This window comes from Janibacter terrae NBRC 107853, assembly GCF_001591405.1.
Lineage (GTDB): Bacteria > Actinomycetota > Actinomycetes > Actinomycetales > Dermatophilaceae > Janibacter > Janibacter terrae.
In genome coordinates this window covers 840,831-857,337 of record NZ_BCUV01000006.1, presented here as the reverse complement: position 1 = coordinate 857,337, position 16,507 = coordinate 840,831, and the positions used below count along the sequence as shown (strand labels likewise).

The following is a 16,507-nucleotide window of genomic DNA, read 5'->3' as shown; positions in this document are numbered from 1 at the left end:
GAGTACCCCCACCGCGAGGGCCTGGCGTCCCGTCAGACCGCCGCCCTCTCTTCGTGCGAGTATTCCGCCGGCAAGGACCCCGAGGGCGCAGGCGACCCCTCCGCCGCGGGGCACGGGCAGCGAGTGAGAGGAACGATGAGTGGGGCGGTCTAGCACGTCCGCTGCCCTCAGCGCAGAACGCACCACGGGGGCCGCAGCCCACGTGACCACCGCCGTCGTCGTCGTGACCCGCACGAAGGTGCGACTCGTCGGTCTCACCGACGGATGTCGAGGTCGGCTGGGGCGCCGGGCCGCACAGGCCGGGATCCGTCCTCGGTGACCTGACGCGGTCGACCCTGCGCCATCCAAGCCATGGCCTCGTCCTCGGACGCGGCACGTAGTCCGCCGATCTGCTGGGTCGTCATGGCGTGGACGGGGACGTGCGCCACGCGGGGGTGCCCCGAGCCCAGGATGGTCTCTCCGTCGGAGAACAACTCCTCCCGGAGCTTCTCGCCCGGCCGCAGTCCCGTGTAGACGATGTCGGTGTCAGGGCGTCCAGCCAGCGATATCAAGGTCCGCGCGACGTCTGCGATCTTGGCCGGCCGGCCCATGTCGAGCACCATCACATCGCCGTGCTGGCCGACTGCCGCGGCCTGTAGCACGAGCTGGCAGGCCTCTTCCACCAGCATGAAGTACCGCTCGACATCGGGGTGGGTCACCGTCACCGGTCCACCGCGGTCGATCTGGGTGGAAAAGATGCCCACGACCGATCCGCGGGAACCCAGGACGTTGCCGAAACGGACACTGACGAAGGTGCCGCCGTAGTTGCGCGCGAACCCGGCGGTCAGCCGCTCCGTCAGCCGCTTGCTGTAGCCCAGGATGCTCTGGGGGTTGGCAGCCTTGTCCGTCGAGATGTTGACGAAAGTGGCGACGCCGTGGGCCCTGGCTGTCTCCAGGACGTTGAGTGTGCCGATCACGTTGGTCTTCCACGCCTCGCTCGGGGTCCGCTCCAAGATCGACAGGTGCTTGAGCGCCGCGGCGTGGAAGACCACCTGCGGTTCGTGCTCGACGAAGACCTCGAACAGCCGGTCGACGTCCCGGATGTCGGCGAGGACGACGTCGTCACCCTCGAAGAGGCCACGGCCGGTCAGGCTCATCTGCGTCCCCTGCAGCGCCGTCTCGTCGCGGTCGAGCATCACGAGACTCGCGGGCGAGTACCGCGAGATCTGCCTGCAGAGCTCGGAGCCGATGGAACCGCCGGCACCGGTGACGAGCACGCGCCGGCCCATGACCGTCCGGGCGATGGCTGCCGAGTCCAGCTCGATCGGTTGGCGGCCGAGGAGGTCGCGCAGGTCGATGCTGCGCAGGCTGCGGGCGCCGCGCAGCCCGATGATCTCCGAGGTGGACGGGAGGACGAGCAGCTCGAGTCCGGCTCGTGCCGCTCGGTCCTGCAGGTCGAGGATCAGGTCCGAGTCGGCGCTCGGGATCGCCACCGCCAAGGTGGTGGCGTCCACCCGATCCGCGACCGTCTCGAGGTCGGCACGTCGCCCTCGTACCCGCACGCCGTCGATGCGCAGGCGCCGCTTGCGCGGGTCGTCATCGAGGATGGCCACCGGGAGCAGCCCCTCCTGCGGGTCACGCAGCATCGAGCGGATGAGCTGGTGCCCCCCTTCGCCGGCGCCGAAGACGACGACCCTCCGGGCGTCGGGGTCTGGCGTGTCGACATCCATGGCGCGGATGACGAACCGGGCGCCGAACATGCCGATCAGGGCCATGGCCGTCGCCGTGAGGGGCACCGACCTGGGGAGCAGGAGGGGTTCGTAGAAGAAGTTGGCGACGAAGAGCAGCCCACCGACCAGCAGGCCGAGCTTGGTCAGGGCGTAGACCTCTTCGAAGGAGCCCGCCTGGTGCCGCACGAGGTAGGGGCCTAGGGCGACCCCGAGCACGAGGTGGACGGCCGAGGCGATCGCTGCCCCGAGGACCAGGTTGTCGAGGCTGATGCGGGCGGGGTCCAGGTCATACCGCAGGACGGTCGCTGCGCCGACGGCTCCCGACCAGACGAGGGTGTCGGCCACGGCGGCGACGAGGCGGTGGCGCCGCAGACGTCGGACTCGTGCAGGCATGGCTGGTGCCACGTCCCCTCCCTTCGTCTGCACAGGATCACAAACCCCTGTGGCGAGTGTGGCAGATGTTGTGAGTCGCCGGCGGCTCGCAGGAGCGTACGGGCGCTGAGGACGGTCACAGCATGACGGTTTTCAGGCGTGTGCCGGCCGGGTAGACCAGCTGGTGGTCGACGACGGCCAACCGGGGCGCGGTCACTCCGGAGGGGACCACCGTCGTCACGTCGAGGGTGTCCGGGTCGACCGCGTGGATCTTGTCGCCCGACTGGAAGTAGATCGCGCCCTCGTGGACCACCAGTGCCGAGGAGGCGTAGGTGGGGCGCGCGGCCAGCGAAGGGGGGTGCACGGTGACCTTGCGGAGCGTTGCCCCCGTCCGTCGATCCAGCTGGTAGAGGGTGCCTGAGCCGGCGACCCAGAGCCGACCCGAGTCGTCGGCGACGATCGAGCCGAACGACTGGGCGCCCGGTTCGGGTGCGACCTCCCACAGCTTCCGACCCAGCCGTGTGTCATAGGCAAAGACCTTGGCGTCGCCGGTGGACGGGGGCGCACCAAGTCCTCCCCAACGCGAGGTGCCCCCGTAGGCCACGTCGCCGACGGCGGTCAGTGCGACGACGGACTGCTCGGGGACGACGTTGCGCACGAAGGTGGGGTCGGCCTGGTCGGAGTGGATGACCCCGAGACCACCTCCGACCTCGCCGTACGTGGGGATCGTGCCGAAGAGGGTCCGTGGTCCAGCCGTGGCCCATGCCACGGGTCGGTCCTGGCCGTGGGAGGAGCCGAGGCTCGCGATGAGCTGGGGATTCGTCCCGTCGACCCACGGCCGCGAGCGGTCGTACCGGAAGATCTTGCCGCCGGTGTAGGAGCCGAGGTACTGGTAGCGGCCGTGCGCGATCGTTCCCTCGATCTCCCCGATGGTCCCCGGACCGGGGGGCGTCGGCCGTCGCGGCAAGTGGGTCGTCGCGCCGGTACGAAGATTGACGATGGCCAGGCTCGCACCGCCGAACCCGCCGACGAAGACGCGTCCGTCGTCCCCGGCCGAGAGTGACTTGATGGCCATCGGCACAGGCTGCAGCCGAGCGGGGAGGGTGCGCTGGTCGAAGGTCGTGAGGTTGACCGCCTTGATCTCCTGGGACTGCGGGACGAAGGTGAGCATCCAGTCAGCCGTGTCGTCGCCGAAGCCCCCGTGGACGATGTGACGATCCCGGCCGACGGCTGCTCCGACGGAGGCCATCGCGCGCTTCGTGCCCGTCGTGGCGCTGACCCCCCACAGCTGGCCGTCGGCGACGTAGTGGAACTCGCCGCGACTGTCGACAGGGGAGGGGGACTGCCCGGTGACATTCGCCGGGACGTCCCACGACCCGCGACGCAGGTCGTACAGGCGTCGCTGCGCGGGGTGCGTCGTCCCGTTCGCGGTCGAGCCCGACGGGAGCCGCACGGCGAGGAAGTTGCCCAGGACCCGCACCTCGCTGATGATCCCGGCGGTCAAGGGCTCGGGCAGGGCGATCCGTGTCTTGCTGGCCGGGTCACGGACGTCGACCCGGATGATCTCGGGGCGGGTCGCGCCCACCGCGACGTATGCGTAGCGGCCGTCGACCGTCACGCTGCGGGCGTAGGTCGCTCCCGGTCGGACCTGCCCGAGGTTGTCGATCCTCCCCGAGGCCGGGTCGAGGTGCCACAACTCCCCCGTCGGGTAGCTGCCACCCCAGACCGAGCCGTCCGGTGCGACGGACATGTCGAAGATGTTGGTCGTGCCTGGAGTGGCCGCGCCCAGATCATCCGCGGTGGCCGACCCGGGCGAGTACCGGAAGACGTGCCCGGAGTCCCCTCCGACGTAGATGTGGCCGTCTCCGCCCACGGCGATGGCTTCGCCGCTCACCATGCCCGGCAGGCCGACCGCGCTGTCCACCTCTCCTGTTTCGACGTCGAGCACCTGGAGCTCTGCGGGCCCTCCCGAGACGACGGCCGCGAGCTTGGGTCGACCGTCGACGACGAGCGCCGCGCTCGTCTTGGTCCGGGCCTCGCTGTCCAGTGGTGTTCGCCACTCGTTCGTGGGCTCCATGCCGGTCCGCTGGTCGGTCCGGTCGACGGTCAAGGCGACCGCCGCGACGAGCGCGAGCAGAAGGACGATCGCGATCGCGAGCCAGGTGGTCCGACGCCTCCGCCGGAGTCCTCGGAGGGCAGCGATACGGTGACGCGGCATGTGAGAGGGGCTCCGAAGATCCGGGTGCGTTGAGGCGGAATCAGCATACGGCGGCGGAGATCGCGCCCAAGGTCCCTACGTGCATCTGGACCTCCAGCACGGCTTGACGAGGTTCGGCCGGGTACCTTCGAGGTCTCGAGCGCCGGGACGATGGCGCTCGTGGGCGATCCCGTCGACCCCAGCGGTGCTCCCTTCGCAGCTGGCGCGCGAGGGGGGAGTCAGCGGCGTCGCAGAGGGAGCGGACGACGTCGCCGACCCCACTGGCAGCCGCAGGAGGTCTGCGACCCGGATGGCAGCCGAGGTGGCCGCGGCGGTCGAGCGGCAGTATGGGTGAGGCGGTGGCGGCGGCGCGCGTGGGTGAGGGCCATTCGAGACGCTCACTGCGCGAGCTCATCAGGGAGCGTGGGGGTGAGCGTGGAGGTGAGCTCCTCAGGGAGCGTAAAGCCGAGATCCTGAGGGCACGGCGCGCCGTGACGCAGACCACCCCGCAGATGTGGTTCTTTCTGTCGTGTTTGGGTACTCCCGCAGCCGGTGTCCGTGGCGAAGGAGACGGCATGGTGGGCGATGGCGAGGGCGAAGCGGCCCTCTGGTGGTGCTCACGCTGCTACCGGGTCACCGGTGTCGCTTCCTCCTCTCCCGCGCCTCTCTTCGAGGGCTACCACTCGTGCCCCGGGTGTCCGGGCGTGTGCCTGCTGCTCCCGGCGCGCTTCGGTGAGTACGCGAGGTCGTCCTTGGTCCTCCTTGCCTCGCACGGGCCCGCCAGTCCCGTGCCACTGGCCGAACTGGGTCGCATCGTCGGTTTCGCCCGATCCCAGCACGCAGCCGGTCACCGTCGAGCCGGGTGGCCGCCGTGGTCGCGGCGGAGCCGGGCCTACGAGACCTGCTGGTGAGCGCTGAGGAGTCCGGAGACCTCGAGGACGCACTGCTCACCCTGTGGATCATCGTCAACGAGCTGCTCATCGCCACGCACGACCCTTCCGTCGTCGCCCCTGGGGCCACGCCGGACCGCTGCGACCACCTCGCCTCGCTCTTTCGAGTCATCGTCGGGTCTGAGTGAGGGGGTGCCCCCTTCGAGACGCTCGCTGCGCGAGCTCCTCAGGGAGCGGTGAGCAGTGCGCGAGCTCCTCAGGGAGCGGTGAGCAGTGCGCGAGCTCCTCAGGGAGCGGTGAGCAGTGCGCGAGCTCCTCAGGGAGCGGTGAGCGCTGCGCGAGCTCCTCAGGGAGCGGTGAGCAGTGCGCGAGCTCCTCAGGGAACGGTGAGGGGGGCGCGAGCTCCTCAGGGAGCGGTGAAGGGTTGGGAGCGGGGGTCAGGCCAGCAGGTCGAGGAGGTAGGCGCCGTAGCTGCTCTTGACCAGGGGCTCGGCGCGCTCGCGGAGGGCGGCGTCGTCGATGAAGCCCATCCGCCAGGCGACCTCCTCGGGGCAGCCGATCTTCAGGCCCTGCCGGTTCTCGAGCGTGCGCACGTAGTTGCTGGCGTCGTTGAGGGAGGCGAAGGTGCCGGTGTCGAGCCACGCGGTGCCGCGAGGCAGGACCTCGACCTGCAGCCTCCCTTCGTCCAGGTACGTGCGGTTGAGGTCGGTGATCTCCAGCTCGCCACGTGCTGACGGGCGCAGCCCGCGGGCCCGCTCGACGACGGTCTCGTCGTAGAAGTACAGACCCGGCACGGCGAACCGGCTGCGCGGGTTGGCCGGCTTCTCCTCCAGGTGCAGGGCCCTCCCTTCGTCGTCGAAGTCGACCACGCCGTAGTCGTGCGGGTTGACGACCTGGTACCCGAAGACCGCCGCACCCTCGATGTGCGCGTAGTGCCGCAGCTGCGTGCCCAGACCCGGCCCGTAGAAGATGTTGTCGCCGAGCACGAGCCCTGCGGGCCCGCCCGCGAGGTGCTCCTCACCGATGAGGAAGGCCTGCGCGAGCCCGTCCGGGCTCGGCTGCTGCGCGAAGGTGATCGACACGCCCAGCTGGCTCCCGTCCCCGAGCAGCCGCTCGAACTGGGGCGCGTCCTGCGGCGTCGTGATGACGAGGATGTCGCGGATCCCCGCCAGCATCAGCGTGCTGAGCGGGTAGTAGATCATCGGCTTGTCGTAGACCGGCAGGAGCTGCTTGGAGACGGCGAGGGTGATGGGGTGCAGCCGGGAACCCGTCCCCCCGGCGAGGATGATCCCGCGCATGAGCCCGAGCGTAGGCCCTCGACCGGTGTCAATGGCGTCGTCGCAGCTCGCTGATGATCTCCAGCTGTTCGCTCAGCAGGTGGCCGACCGGTTCCGATCCACCCGCACCGTCCTGCAGCCGCGCGAGGTTGAGCTGGTCCTCGGTCCGGGCGAGCCGCGCGATCAGCTCCCGCACGGTGAGGGAGTCCAGCGGTGTCGCGGGCGTGCCGATGTCCCGCGTGTCGTGCCGGTCCGCGCCACGGGCCGGCGGGAAGGGGAGCGCTCGGGTGTCCACATCCGTGTCCTTCCAGGGGTGTCAGGGCTGTCGTGCTCGGGTGAGCTCCTCGTTGAGGTCGTCGATCTCGTCCTGCAGCTCGATGACCATCGCGACGCCGGCGGTGTTGAGCCCGGCGTCGAGGAGCGCGTCGATGCGGCGCAGGCGCGTCAGGTCGTCGTCGCTGTAGCGCCGGGTGCCTCCGGGCGTGCGGTCGGGGCTCAGCAGCCCCTGCGTCTCGTACCAGCGCAGCTGCTGCGAGCCCATGCCCACCAGGTCCGCCGCCACCGAGATCCCGTACACCCCACGTGCCGGATCAGTCGCCGTCATCTCGCTCCTCGGGTCTTGTGTGTCTCGCTCGATCTTGCTATAAAAAATCTATCACCGCCACCACAGATCAGGTGGTGGCCCAGCACGAGGGAAGGAGTTGGACACGATGGCACAGATGCTGATGCGCACCGATCCGTTCCGGGAGCTCGACCGCGTCACTCAGCAGCTGTTTCGCGGTGACGGGAGCCTGGCTCCCACGGCGATGCCCATGGACGCGTGGCGTGAGGGCGAGACCTTCATCGTCGAGTTCGACCTGCCCGGACTCGCCTCGCAGGACATCGACCTCGACGTCGAGCGCAATGTCGTCACCGTGACGGCCGAGCGGCCGGCGAGGAGCGGGGACCAGGAGATGATCGCGGCGGAGCGCCGCAGGGGGACCTTCAGCCGGCAGCTCGTCCTCGGCGACAACCTCGACACCCAGCACATCGAGGCCTCGTACGACGCCGGCGTGCTCACCCTGCGGATCCCGGTCGCCGAGCAGGCCAAGCCCCGCAAGATCGAGATCGCTGCCGGCCGCGGTGAGGGCCAGCAGGCGATCGACGCCTGAGCGAGGTGCGCCGTGCTCGCCGGCACGATCCCGCAGGACGACCTCACCGAGGCAGCCGTGGAGCGGTTCCTGGAGGTCCTCGGCGATGACGAGTTGCTGCTCCTGGAGCTCGACGCGGTCATCGACTCCGACCCTCCAGCCGAGACCGCCTGCGCCAGGGGTGGACGCGACCGCGAGCGGGTGGCACTGACCCCCGAGGACGACGTCCCCGGACCGACGCTCCACCCGCCGCCCATCGAGCCCTGGGCCCGGGAGCGCTCACCTCCGCGCAGCTGAGGCCGGTCTGCCGGAGGCCGCCGCCCCGCCCCCCGTCCTTCACCCTGCCCACGCCGGTCGGCACGACGGCGTCCCGGGTCACGACGACACCACGGTCGAAGGGGGCCGGGCCCGGCCTTCGGCAGCTCCGCGCCGATAGCCTCGCTGCATGGACCTCACCGTCGAGCGCACGCCAGTCCCCGGGCTGCTCGTGGTGCGCACGCCCGTCCACCGCGATGCCCGCGGGTGGTTCGAGGAGGCGTGGCAGCGGGCGAAGATGGTCGCGGCGGGGCTGCCGGACTTCGGGCCGGTCCAGCACAACATCAGCCACAACGACGCGCGGGGCGCGACCCGCGGCATCCACGCGGAGCCGTGGGACAAGTACGTCACGGTCGTCCACGGGCGGGTCTTCGGTGCGTGGGTGGACCTGCGCGCGGGGGAGGGCTTCGGGACGAGCTTCACCCTCGAGGTCGAGCCGGGCACGGCGGTCTTCGTGCCGCGTGGCGTCGGCAACTCCTACCAGGCGCTCGCCGACGAGACCGTCTACAGCTATCTCGTCAACGCGCACTGGCGCCCCGGACCGACCTACCCCGCGCTTGCGCTGGACGACCCGAGCGTCGCGATCGACTGGCCGATCCCGTTGTCGCAGAGCGAGATCAGCGACAAGGACCGGGCGAACCCGCAGCTGGGGGAGGTCACCCCCTTCGCCCCGAGGCCGGCGCTCGTCCTCGGCGGCGCCGGGCAGATCGGCCGGGCCCTGCGCGCGCTCCTGCCCGACGCGGTCGCGCCGACGCGCGCCGAGCTCGACCTCACCGACCCCGCCGTGCTCGACGCCTACGACCTCACCCGGCACGACCTCGTGATCAACGCCGCCGCGATGACCGCGGTCGACGACGCCGAGACCCCCGAGGGCTCCCGGCTCGCCTGGCGCCTGAACTCGCAACTGCCGGCGCAGCTGGCCCGACGCGCGGTGAGCGACGGGTTCACGCTCGTGCACTACTCCTCGGACTACGTCTTCGACGGGCACGTCGAGACGCACGACGAGAGCGAGGCCCTCGCCCCGCTCGGCGAGTACGGCCGCACCAAGGCCGCCGGTGACCTCGCCGTCGCCGTCGCGCCGCGGCACTACCTGCTGCGCACGTCGTGGGTCGTGGGGGAGGGCGGCAACTTCGTACGGACCATGGCCCGCCTCGCCGACGAAGGGAGGTCCCCCTCTGTCGTCGACGACCAGACCGGGAGGCTGGCCTTCGCGGACGAGATCGCCGCGGCGACGCTGCACCTGGTGGCGCGGTCGGCCCCCTTCGGCACGTACAACGTCACGCAGGACGGGCCCCCGCTCACCTGGGCCGGGATCGCGCGGGAGGTCTTCGCGTTGCGCGGCCGCGCCCGCGAGGACGTCGTCGCGGTGACGACGGCCGAGTACGCCGCCGGGCGGCCGATGGCGCCGCGGCCGACGCACTCCACGCTCGCGCTGGACAAGCTGCGGGCGGCCGGGTACGAGCCGGTCGACCAAATGGATGCGCTGCGGCGCTACGTGGAGGGGATCTGACATGCGCGTACTCGTCACCGGCGGGGCCGGGTTCATCGGGAGCAACTTCGTCCACCAGACCCTGGCGACGCGGCCGGACGCTGAGGTGACGGTGCTCGACGCGCTGACGTACGCGGGCCACCGGTCCTCGCTCGAGGGGACGGGCGTGCGGCTCGTCGAGGGCAGCGTCGGTGACGGTGAGCTCGTCGACGCGCTGGTGCGGGAGTCGGATGTCGTCGTGCACTTCGCCGCGGAGTCGCACAACGACAACTCGCTGGCCTCGCCGGGGATCTTCGTCGAGACCAATGTCATGGGGACCTACCAGCTGCTCGAGGCCGTGCGCCGCCACGACGTGCGCTACCACCACATCTCCACCGACGAGGTCTACGGCGACCTCGAGCTCGATGCGCCGGAGCGGTTCACCGAGGAGACCCCGTACAACCCGTCCAGTCCCTACTCGTCGACGAAGGGGGCGTCCGACCTGCTGGTGCGGGCGTGGGTGCGGTCCTTCGGTGTGGCCGCGACGATCTCCAACTGCTCCAACAACTACGGGCCGCGCCAGCACGTGGAGAAGTTCATCCCGCGCCAAGTCACCGAGATCATCGACGGGCGCCGTCCGCGGCTCTACGGTGACGGGCTCAACGTGCGCGACTGGATCCACGTCGACGACCACAACAGCGCGGTGTGGACGATCATCGACCGCGGCCGGCTGGGGGAGACCTACCTCATCGGCGCCGACGGCGAGGTCGACAACCGTCGGGTCGTCGAGGCCGTGCTGCGGCTGATGGGGCGGTCCGCGGACGACTTCGACCACGTGACCGACCGGCCGGGCCACGACCGGCGCTACGCCATCGACGCCTCGAGGCTGCGGTCCGAGCTCGGGTGGGAGCCTGCGTACGGGGACTTCGAGGCCGGGCTGGCGGCGACGATCGAGTGGTACCGGGACAACGAGGCGTGGTGGCGGCCGCAGAAGGCCGCCGCCGAGGAGCGGTACTCGGCGACCGAGCGGGTGCTGGGCGCCTGAGCTGCCCGTTCGAGGTATTCGGGGACGCCTATCCGGTCGCTCACCCTTCGACCCCTGATACCTCGAATGAGCGGCCCAATGGGTCGAGGTATCTCCGACCGGCTATCCGGTCGCTCACCCTTCGACCGGTTTTACCTCGAACGGGTCCGGGGGGCCTGGCCCCGCGGGCGTCGGGGGCGAGGCGACGGCGCCGGGATCGGGGGAGGGGGCGTGACGTCCGGGTGGTCGCGCAGGTACCGCGCGAGGTTGTCCCGTGCCCAGTTGGACCCGAGGGCGAAGGTGAGCTGGTCCATGAAGGCGTCCTCGTCCAGCCGCCACCCGATGAGGTTGATCCGCAGCACCCGGTCCCCGTCGATGACGACCTGGTTGGCGCGCAGGGCGTCGGCCACACCGGTGAGCCCCCACAGGTGGCCCGCGCCGTCGATCTCGACCACCACGCCGTACTCCTCGAAGTACGCGTCGAGGTAGACGCGACCGTCCCGGCCCCGGCGCACGGCCTGACGGGTGGGCTCGGGCAGGCCACGCGAGCGGCAGGCGGCCGTGAAGTCCAACTCGCCGAGCGACTGGGCGCCGTCGGCGACGTCACGCACCACCTGCTTGATGAAGGCCCGTCGAGTGCGACCCCGCACCTCGTGCTGAGCGTCGACCAGCTGCCACCCGGTAGCGAGGCGCTGCTGCGCCGTCATCGCGAGGATCGTCGCGGCCGCTCGGTCTGTCGCCGCCCAGTGCGCCGCCCGGATCGCGGCGACGGCGGGCCTGGTGCGGGGGATGCCGAGGGTGAGGGCCTCCCCTTCGGTCCTGCGGATGACCTTGTGGATCCGGATGCCCCCGCGCGGACTCGGGTCGTGGGTGTGCAGGAGCGAGACGTGCACGTCGTCGTCCTGCCACCCCTTGAGGCCCGCGAGGCGAAGGGAGGTGACCCCGTCGACGAGCGTGACCCGCTCCCCGACCTCCCACACCGCGCGGCGACACAGTGCCTCGAAGCTCAGCTCGCCCGTGTGCATGGCGAAGGTCTGGCTGCCGTGCCGCGCCCACCGACCGGCCGCGACCTGGCGGGCCGCCTGCTGCCTGGTGACGTCGATCGCGCGGAGGGCGGCATGGTTCATGACGTGGTCCGTGTCGGCCGCGACGGCCAGCACGCGCCGGTGCCGCTCGAGCGGGGTCTCCCTGGTGGTCATGAGAGCACGGTGACGGGCTCTCCCTTCGCCCGCGGGGTGCGCTCGCCATCGGTGGACGGGAGCCGCTCACGCAGGAGGTGTGGGGATGACGCGGGTCGAGGTATCAGGGGTCGACGGGTGAGCGACCGGATAGCCGGTCGGGATTACCTCGAACCGGGAGGGGGGACCTCTAGCCCAGCCACTCGCCCCAGCCGTGGTGCAGCACGAGCCAGGCGATGAGGCCGTAGCCGGCCTGGCCGGGGTGCGTGCCGTCCACGGAGGCGGCGAGGTCGGACTCCCACTGGTCGTGCCCGACGAGCGGGGTGAAGGTGTCGACGAAGGTCACGCCGCGGCGGTCGCAGACATCGCGCTGGGCCTCGACGACGTGCCGCAGCGCGTCGTTGGTCTCGGGGTCGGCGGACGGCGGGGGACCGACGACGAAGGTCGCGACGCCCTGGCTCGAGGCCTCGTCGAGGATGTTGGCCAGGTTGAGCCGCAGCCGGGCGATCGAGGTGCCCGCCTGCACGTCGGCGTGACCGACCTGCACGACGAGCCGACGCTCGGTGACGCCGTCGAAGCGACGCACGCCCTCCGTGAGCCACCGCTCGGCGACCCCACCGGCGGTCTCGCCGCGCACACCGAGGTTGTACTGCGCGACGAGGGCCTCGGGGACCGAGGTGCGGGCCATGACCCGACCGGTCCAGCCGAGGGCCTTGTCGTCACCGACACCGGCGACGAAGCTGTCGCCGATGAAGACCAGCGCGATCTCCCGTCGTCCGTCCTCCGTGGTGAAGGTGGCGCTCGGGGTGAACTCGTTGCCGGCAGCGTCGGTCATCGGGTGGCCGCTCACGTCGGGGGTGCTCCTGGGGGTCGGTACGGAAGTGGACTGGCCCCCGACGTTACTCGTCGTCGAGCTCATCGTCGTCGAGGCGTGCCAGCCACGACGCGAGTCTCTCGATCGGCGTCTCGAACTCGGGGTGGAGGTCGACGAAGGTGCGGAGCTGGTCACTCACCCACTCGAGAGTGACCTGCTCCTCACCACGCCGGTCCGCGAGCTCCTCGATCCCGCGGTCGGTGAAGTACATCAGCGATCGAAGGCGGTGCGGATGATCTCCGCCTGCTCCGCTGCGTGCTTCTTCGCCGTGCCGGCCGCCGGGGAGGCGCTCGCCGGGCGGGTGACCGCACGCAGGGTGCGGGTCTCGCCATGGGCGGCGAGGTCACCCGGCAGGTTCATGGCGAGGAAGGGCCATGCACCCTGGTTCTGCGGCTCCTCCTGCACGAGCACGAGCTCGGCATTCGGGTAGTGCTTCAGCTCGGCCGCGAGCTCCTCGCCCGGCAGCGGGTAGAAGCGCTCGAGGTGCAGGATCGCGGTGGTCTCGTCGCCCCGCTTCTTGCGCTCGGCCTCGAGGTCCCACGTCACCTTGCCGGCGGCGATGAGCACCCGGGTGACCTGGTCGCCCTTCGGCTGGACCAGGTCCGGCAGGACCGCGCGGAAGGTGCCCGTCGTGAAGTCCTCCGGCTGGCTGCTCGCGGCCTTGAGGCGCAGCATCGACTTCGGCGTGAAGACGATGAGCGGACGACGCGGACGGTGGTAGGCCTGACGACGCAGCAGGTGGAAGTAGCTCGCCGGCGTCGACGGGAAGGCCACCGTCATGTTGTTCTGCGCGCACAGCGCGAGGAAGCGCTCGATGCGGGCGGAGGAGTGGTCCGGCCCCTGGCCCTCGTAGCCGTGCGGCAGGAGGAGGACGACCGAGGAGTTCTGGCCCCACTTCTGCTCCGAGGAGGAGATGAACTCGTCGATGATCGTGGCCGCGCCGTTGACGAAGTCACCGAACTGGGCCTCCCACAGCACGAGCGCGTCGGGACGCTCGACGGAGTAGCCGTACTCGAAGCCGAGGGCCGCGAACTCCGACAGCAGCGAGTCGTACACCCAGAAGCGGGCCTGGTCGCCACCGAGGTAGTTCAGCGGCGTCCACTCCTCACCGGTGTTCTTGTCGATGAGGACGGCGTGACGCTGGACGAAGGTGCCGCGCCGCGAGTCCTGACCGGCCAGACGCACCGGGGTGCCGTCCATGAGGAGCGAGCCGTAGGCGATCATCTCGCCGGTGCCCCAGTCGATCCCGCCCTCGCTGACCGAGGCGGCGCGCTTCTGCATCGCCTGCTGCAGCTTCGGGTGGATCGTGAAGTCGGCCGGGGGGGAGTCGAAGACGTCACCGATGTGCTTGAGGTCGGTCTCCGAGATCGCCGTGTCGACCGCCGAGTGCCTCGTGCGGTCGCTCGTCTGCGCTGCGGGACGCTCCAGGCCGGCGTTGTCGGGGACGTCGCTCGACCCGGACCCGGCCTGGTCGGCGGGGGAGTCGGGGCCCTGCTTGAGGGCCTCCTTGGTCTCGACGAAGACCCGCTCGAGCTGGGCCTGGTAGTCGCGCAGCGCGGCGTCGGCCTCCTCCGGCGTGATGTCCTTGCGGCCGATGAGGTTCTCCGTGTACAGCTTGCGGACCGAGCGCTTGGACTCGATGAGCTTGTACATGAGCGGCTGGGTCATCGACGGGTCGTCGCCCTCGTTGTGGCCGCGGCGGCGGTAGCAGACGACGTCGATGACGACGTCCTTGTGGAACCTCTGCCGGAACTCGAAGGCGAGCTCGGCGACCCGCACGCAGGCCTCCGGGTCGTCACCGTTGACGTGGAAGATCGGCGCCTGGATCATCCGCGCGACGTCGGTCGAGTAGACCGAGGAGCGGCTCGCCGAGGGCGAGGTGGTGAAGCCGACCTGGTTGTTGACGACGACGTGGATCGTGCCGCCGGTGCGGTAGCCGCGCAGCTGGCTCTGCTGCAGGGTCTCCGCGACGACGCCCTGACCGGCGAAGGCCGCGTCACCGTGCATGAGGATCGGCAGCACGGGGAAGTCCTCGCCGCCGTGGTTGAGCCGGTCCTGCTTGGCGCGCACGATGCCCTCGAGGACCGGGTTGACCGCCTCGAGGTGGCTCGGGTTGGCCGCGAGGTAGACCTTGGTCGTCTCGCCGTCCTCGCCGGTGAACTCACCCTCGGTGCCGAGGTGGTACTTGACGTCACCGGAGCCCTGGACGGACCTGGGGTCGAGCTGGCCCTCGAACTCGCGGAAGATCTGCGCGTAGGACTTGCCGGCGATGTTGGCCAGCACGTTGAGGCGGCCGCGGTGCGGCATGCCGATGCAGACCTCGTCCATGCCCTCGCTCGCGGCGCGGGTGAGGATGCGGTCGAGCACCGCGATGACGGACTCGCCGCCCTCCAGGGAGAAGCGCTTCTGCCCGACGAACTTCGTCTGCAGGAAGGTCTCGAAGGCCTCGGCAGCGTTGAGGCGGCGCAGGATCCGCAGCTGCTCGTCGCTCGTGGTCTTGGCGTAGCCGACCTCGACGCGCTCCTGCATCCAGCGACGCTGGTCGGGGTCCTGGATGTGCATGTACTCGATGCCGGTGGTGCGGCAGTAGGAGTCCCGCAGGATGCCCAGGATGTGGCGCAGCTTGAGGAAGGGCTCGCCGCCGAAGCCGCCGGTGGCGAAGTGGCGGTCGAGGTCCCACAGCGTCAGGCCGTGGCTCGTGATGTCGAGGTCCTCGTGGCGACGCTGCTTGTACTCCAGCGGGTCGATGTCGGCCATGAGGTGGCCGCGGACCCGGTAGGAGTGGATGAGCTCCTGCACACGAGCGACCTTGTTGATGTCGTCGTCGTGGGTCGTGGAGATGTCCTGGACCCAGCGCACCGGCTCGTAGGGGATGCGCAGGCTGGCGAAGATCTCGTCGTAGAAGTCCTCCGCGCCGAGGAGCAGCTGGTGCACGACCCGCAGGAACTCACCGGACTGCGCGCCCTGGATGATGCGGTGGTCGTACGTCGAGGTGAGCGTCACCAGCTTGGAGACCGCGTTGCGGTTGAGCGTCTCGGTGCTCGCGCCCTGCCACTCGGCCGGGTAGTCGAGGGCGCCGACGCCGATGATGGCGCCCTGGCCCTTCATGAGGCGGGGGATCGAGTGGACCGTGCCGATGCCGCCGGGGTTGGTCAGCGACATCGTCGTGCCCTGGAAGTCCTCGACGGCCAGCTTGCCGTCGCGGGCCTTCTTGACGACGGCCTCGTAGGCCCGCCAGAAGCCGGTGAAGTCCATCGTCTCCGCGGGCTTGACCGCGGGGACCATGAGCTGGCGGGAGCCGTCGTCCTTCTGCAGGTCGATGGCGATGCCCAGGCCGATGTGCGCGGGCTGGACGACGACGGGCTTGCCCTTCTCGTTCGTCGTGTAGCCGACGTTCATCTCCGGCATCATCCGCAGCGCCTTGATGAGCGCGTAGCCGATGAGGTGGGTGAAGGAGACCTTGCCGCCACGGCTGCGCCCGAGGTGGTTGTTGATGACGATGCGGTTGTCGATGAGCAGCTTCGCGGGGATCGCGCGCACGCTCGTCGCGACCGGGACCTCGAGCGAGGCCTCCATGTTGGTGACGACCCGGGCGGCAGCACCACGAAGGGGGGTGTGCACGTCCTCGGCGACCGGCGCCTCCGCCTTCGCGGGCTTCTGCTCCTCGCGAGGGGTGGGCTCGGCCTTCTTCGCCTCGGCCGGCTTGGGCTCGGCCTTCTTGGGCTCGGTCTTGGCGGGCTCGGCCTGCTTGACCTCAGCCTTCTTGGGCTCGGCCTTCTTGGGCTCGGCCTTGGCGGCGGGCGCGCTCGCGGCGGGGGCCTCCCCCTTCGCCGTGGTGCCGTTGGAGCTCCCGCCAGCCTGTCCCGGCGTGTAGTTCTCGAAGAACTCCCACCACGCCTTGTCTACGCTGTTCCGATCCTGCGTGAACTGCTGGTAGAGCTCGTCCACCAGCCACTCGTTGGGGCCGAAGTCGTCCATGGACACGGAGCCATCCTGGGGGTCAGGCACGGCGCATACGCCTCTTTCGTCACAGTCGCGATCAGGGCCCGAAGTCAGCGCGGACCCACCGGGTC

General features: G+C 70.4%; 14 protein-coding genes. 5 read left to right on the top strand and 9 right to left on the bottom strand.

Going from position 1 to position 16,507, the window contains the following annotated elements; translation table 11 throughout:
* Positions 1-254: 254 nt before the first annotated feature.
* Together JT1_RS09395 and JT1_RS09390 are read right to left on the bottom strand one after the other, a co-directional pair.
* A complete protein-coding gene (locus JT1_RS09395) occupies positions 255-2,102 on the bottom strand; it encodes a polysaccharide biosynthesis protein (RefSeq protein ID WP_068325341.1) in 1,848 nt (615 codons plus the stop codon).
* 115 nt (positions 2,103-2,217) lie between these two features.
* On the bottom strand, positions 2,218-4,158 hold the full coding sequence (locus tag JT1_RS09390) for an outer membrane protein assembly factor BamB family protein (RefSeq protein WP_169701931.1): 1,941 nt from the start codon (positions 4,156-4,158) through the stop codon (positions 2,218-2,220).
* A gap of 1,027 nt (positions 4,159-5,185) precedes the next feature.
* Here JT1_RS09390 and JT1_RS09385 point away from each other — a divergent pair.
* Positions 5,186-5,356 (top strand): hypothetical protein, encoded by a 171-nt coding sequence (locus JT1_RS09385; RefSeq protein ID WP_169701930.1) that lies wholly within the window; start codon positions 5,186-5,188, stop codon positions 5,354-5,356.
* Between the two features lie 249 nt (positions 5,357-5,605).
* Here the strand turns inward: JT1_RS09385 and rfbA are convergent, their stop codons facing one another.
* The 3 genes from rfbA to JT1_RS09370 are packed head-to-tail and all read right to left on the bottom strand — an operon-like array spanning position 5,606 to position 7,049.
* Positions 5,606-6,466 (bottom strand): glucose-1-phosphate thymidylyltransferase RfbA, encoded by an 861-nt coding sequence (rfbA, locus tag JT1_RS09380; RefSeq protein WP_068325335.1) that lies wholly within the window; start codon positions 6,464-6,466, stop codon positions 5,606-5,608.
* A 28-nt stretch (positions 6,467-6,494) separates the two neighbouring features.
* Entirely contained in the window at positions 6,495-6,740 is a 246-nt protein-coding gene (locus JT1_RS09375) for a hypothetical protein (protein WP_068325333.1), read from the bottom strand.
* 21 nt (positions 6,741-6,761) lie between these two features.
* On the bottom strand, positions 6,762-7,049 hold the full coding sequence (locus JT1_RS09370; RefSeq protein WP_068325331.1) for a MerR family transcriptional regulator: 288 nt from the start codon (positions 7,047-7,049) through the stop codon (positions 6,762-6,764).
* A gap of 115 nt (positions 7,050-7,164) precedes the next feature.
* Between JT1_RS09370 and JT1_RS09365 the strand changes: the two genes are divergently transcribed.
* The 4 genes from JT1_RS09365 (at position 7,165) to rfbB (ending at position 10,403) form a co-directional block, all read left to right on the top strand.
* Entirely contained in the window at positions 7,165-7,596 is a 432-nt protein-coding gene (locus tag JT1_RS09365) for an Hsp20/alpha crystallin family protein (RefSeq protein WP_068325535.1), read from the top strand.
* Between the two features lie 12 nt (positions 7,597-7,608).
* Positions 7,609-7,872 carry a hypothetical protein gene (locus JT1_RS09360; RefSeq protein WP_068325330.1) on the top strand — a complete coding sequence of 88 codons (264 nt, stop codon included), beginning with the start codon at positions 7,609-7,611 and terminating at the stop codon, positions 7,870-7,872.
* Positions 7,873-8,020: 148 nt separating this feature from the next.
* Positions 8,021-9,400 carry a sugar nucleotide-binding protein gene (locus JT1_RS09355; protein WP_068325328.1) on the top strand — a complete coding sequence of 460 codons (1,380 nt, stop codon included), beginning with the start codon at positions 8,021-8,023 and terminating at the stop codon, positions 9,398-9,400.
* A gap of 1 nt (position 9,401) precedes the next feature.
* Positions 9,402-10,403: a dTDP-glucose 4,6-dehydratase gene (gene rfbB, locus JT1_RS09350; RefSeq protein ID WP_068325326.1), complete on the top strand. Its 1,002-nt coding sequence runs from the start codon at positions 9,402-9,404 to the stop codon at positions 10,401-10,403.
* A gap of 131 nt (positions 10,404-10,534) precedes the next feature.
* On the opposite strand, the gene JT1_RS09345 is transcribed toward rfbB, so the two are convergent.
* From JT1_RS09345 to JT1_RS09330, 4 genes are all read right to left on the bottom strand, one after another.
* The gene (locus JT1_RS09345) at positions 10,535-11,581 is read right to left on the bottom strand and encodes a putative endonuclease domain-containing protein (protein WP_068325324.1); all 1,047 of its coding nucleotides are present in this window, start codon (positions 11,579-11,581) and stop codon (positions 10,535-10,537) included.
* A gap of 169 nt (positions 11,582-11,750) precedes the next feature.
* On the bottom strand, positions 11,751-12,410 hold the full coding sequence (locus JT1_RS09340) for a GDSL-type esterase/lipase family protein (RefSeq protein WP_082807565.1): 660 nt from the start codon (positions 12,408-12,410) through the stop codon (positions 11,751-11,753).
* Positions 12,411-12,459: 49 nt separating this feature from the next.
* A complete protein-coding gene (locus JT1_RS09335; RefSeq protein WP_068325322.1) occupies positions 12,460-12,645 on the bottom strand; it encodes a DUF6104 family protein in 186 nt (61 codons plus the stop codon).
* A complete protein-coding gene (locus JT1_RS09330) occupies positions 12,645-16,412 on the bottom strand; it encodes a multifunctional oxoglutarate decarboxylase/oxoglutarate dehydrogenase thiamine pyrophosphate-binding subunit/dihydrolipoyllysine-residue succinyltransferase subunit (RefSeq protein WP_068325320.1) in 3,768 nt (1,255 codons plus the stop codon). The genes JT1_RS09335 and JT1_RS09330 overlap by 1 nt, the downstream gene beginning before the upstream one ends.
* Positions 16,413-16,507: the final 95 nt, after the last annotated feature.

Excerpts from the sequence above, each read along its gene's own strand:
- JT1_RS09390 (WP_169701931.1), bottom strand. The coding sequence starts at position 4,158 with ATGGAGCCCACGAACGAGTGGCGAACACCACTGGACAGCGAGGCCCGG.
- JT1_RS09370 (WP_068325331.1), bottom strand. The coding sequence starts at position 7,049 with ATGACGGCGACTGATCCGGCACGTGGGGTGTACGGGATCTCGGTGGCG.
- JT1_RS09335 (WP_068325322.1), bottom strand. The coding sequence starts at position 12,645 with ATGTACTTCACCGACCGCGGGATCGAGGAGCTCGCGGACCGGCGTGGT.
- JT1_RS09395 (WP_068325341.1), bottom strand. The coding sequence starts at position 2,102 with ATGCCTGCACGAGTCCGACGTCTGCGGCGCCACCGCCTCGTCGCCGCC.
- rfbB (WP_068325326.1), top strand. The coding sequence starts at position 9,402 with ATGCGCGTACTCGTCACCGGCGGGGCCGGGTTCATCGGGAGCAACTTC.
- JT1_RS09345 (WP_068325324.1), bottom strand. The coding sequence starts at position 11,581 with ATGACCACCAGGGAGACCCCGCTCGAGCGGCACCGGCGCGTGCTGGCC.
- rfbA (WP_068325335.1), bottom strand. The coding sequence starts at position 6,466 with ATGCGCGGGATCATCCTCGCCGGGGGGACGGGTTCCCGGCTGCACCCC.
- JT1_RS09330 (WP_068325320.1), bottom strand. The coding sequence starts at position 16,412 with ATGGACGACTTCGGCCCCAACGAGTGGCTGGTGGACGAGCTCTACCAG.
- JT1_RS09355 (WP_068325328.1), top strand. The coding sequence starts at position 8,021 with ATGGACCTCACCGTCGAGCGCACGCCAGTCCCCGGGCTGCTCGTGGTG.
- JT1_RS09365 (WP_068325535.1), top strand. The coding sequence starts at position 7,165 with ATGCTGATGCGCACCGATCCGTTCCGGGAGCTCGACCGCGTCACTCAG.